The sequence below is a fragment of the Aquabacterium sp. genome (assembly GCF_004297345.1).
Classification (GTDB): Bacteria; Pseudomonadota; Gammaproteobacteria; order Burkholderiales; family Burkholderiaceae_C; genus Aquabacterium.
Genome location: NZ_SCTN01000595.1, coordinates 1 through 1,721, shown reverse-complemented (window position 1 = coordinate 1,721; position 1,721 = coordinate 1). Strand labels below are relative to the sequence as shown.

General features: G+C 73.2%; 3 protein-coding genes. 2 read left to right on the top strand and 1 reads right to left on the bottom strand.

Going from position 1 to position 1,721, the window contains the following annotated elements; all coding sequences use genetic code 11:
- Positions 1–232, bottom strand: a 232-nt coding sequence (locus EPO09_RS21875) for a hypothetical protein (protein ID WP_290646685.1), incomplete at its 3' end; no start/stop codon positions are given.
- Between EPO09_RS21875 and rlmN the strand changes: the two genes are divergently transcribed.
- Complete coding sequence (gene rlmN, locus EPO09_RS21870; protein ID WP_290646683.1) at positions 225–1,424, top strand: 23S rRNA (adenine(2503)-C(2))-methyltransferase RlmN; 1,200 nt, start codon at positions 225–227, stop codon at positions 1,422–1,424. The two genes, EPO09_RS21875 and rlmN, sit on opposite strands and share 8 nt — an antisense overlap.
- Positions 1,424–1,721 (top strand): ribulose-phosphate 3-epimerase (locus EPO09_RS21865; RefSeq protein WP_367200104.1); only part of this gene is annotated, 298 nt, incomplete at its 3' end. The genes rlmN and EPO09_RS21865, both read left to right, overlap by 1 nt.

Genomic DNA, 1,721 nt, shown 5'->3' with positions numbered 1-1,721 from the left:
GCCCGACGGGCCGTTCGGCGCCAAGGGCATCGGCGAAGCGGCCGTCGTCGGCGGTGCGGCGGCGGTCGCGAATGCCGTCGCAGCGGCCACCGGCATTCGCCCGCTCGACCTCCCGATGACGCCCCAACGGATCTGGCGCGCCCTCCGGGACCATCGACCCACCGGCGAGCCGGCTGCCCCCGGATCCCGTGCGACAATGCGCCCCGATGCCCAGCCAGATGCCGATGCCCACGCTCGAACTCGCCGGGAGCCCGGTCCAGCGTCCGGGGATCTCGGGCCAGACCGCTAGCCAGCTCGAGGCCTGGTTCCGCGAGCGCGGCGAGCCCGCGTTCCGCGCCCGCCAGGTCCTCGATGCCGTCTGGCGGTCGGAGGCGTCGAGCCTGGACGACGTCTCGACCCTGCCCGCCGCGATGCGCGAGGCACTCGCCTCCGCGTTCGCCTGGGACACCATCGACACCTCGGAGTTCGTGCTCGCCGACGGCGGACGGACCGAGAAGGCACTCCATCGCCTGGCGGACGGCGCGGCGATCGAGAGCGTCCTGATGCACTACCCGGCGGGCAGCGACCGCCGGGAACGGAACACGCTGTGCATCTCCAGCCAGGCCGGGTGCGCCGTCGCGTGCCCGTTCTGCGCGACGGGCGAGCTCGGGTTCGGACGGGACCTCCAGGCGGCGGAGATCCTCGACCAGGTCCGCAGTGCGGCAAGGCGCCTGGCGACGCGCGGCCGGCGCCTGACGAACATCGTGTTCATGGGGATGGGCGAGCCGCTCCTGAACCTCGATCGCGTGCTCGAGACCGTGGCCGCCCTCAACGACCCGGGCCGGTTCGGCCTCGGGGCGCGCCACATCACCGTCTCGACCTCGGGCGTCGTGCCCGGGATCCGGCGCCTGACCGCGCTCGGGCCGCAGTTCACGCTGGCGGTCAGCCTCCACGCGGCTCGCGATCCGCTGCGCGACGTCCTCGTGCCCCTCAACCGCCGCTGGCCGATCGCCGAGGTTGTCGCCGCGGCGAAGGACCACGCGACCGCAACCGGCCGGCGGATCAGCTACGAGGTCACGATGATCGGCGGCGTGAACGACACCAATGCCGATTCAGAGGCGATGGCCGAGCTCCTGCGCGGGACCCTCGCGCATGTCAACCTGATCCCGATGAACCCCGTGGCGCATACCCCGTGGACGGCGAGCCCGATGCCGGTCATCGAGCGGTTTGCCGAGCGGCTCCGCCGTGAGGGCCTGCCGGTCACCATCCGTCGGAATCGGGGCCAGGAGGTCGGTGCCGCCTGCGGGCAGCTCGCCGCCGATCGTGCGGGGGCGCCGCCGGTCGCCGCGGTCGCGCGCCGCCGGGCCCGACTCGAGGCTTCGTCGGCAGCCGCGCTGCGCGGCGAACGAAGCGCCGAGGGCCTCCCGGCCGGCGTGGACGCCTGATGCCATCCCGGCGCGCGGCACCGACCCTTCCGACGAAGACGCTCGGGCGAGCGCGCGTCGCCGCGAGCATCCTCGATGCCGATCTCGGGAACCTTGCGCACGCCGTTCGTCGGGCACAGAGCGAGGGGGCCGACCGGATCCACCTCGACGTCATGGATGGCCACTTCGTCCCGAACCTGACGTTCGGGCCGAAGACGGTCAAGGCGCTCCGACGACGGACGCGCCTGCCACTCGACGCGCACCTGATGATCTCCGAGCCCGACCGCTACATCGACGAGTTCCTCGACGCGGGCTGCG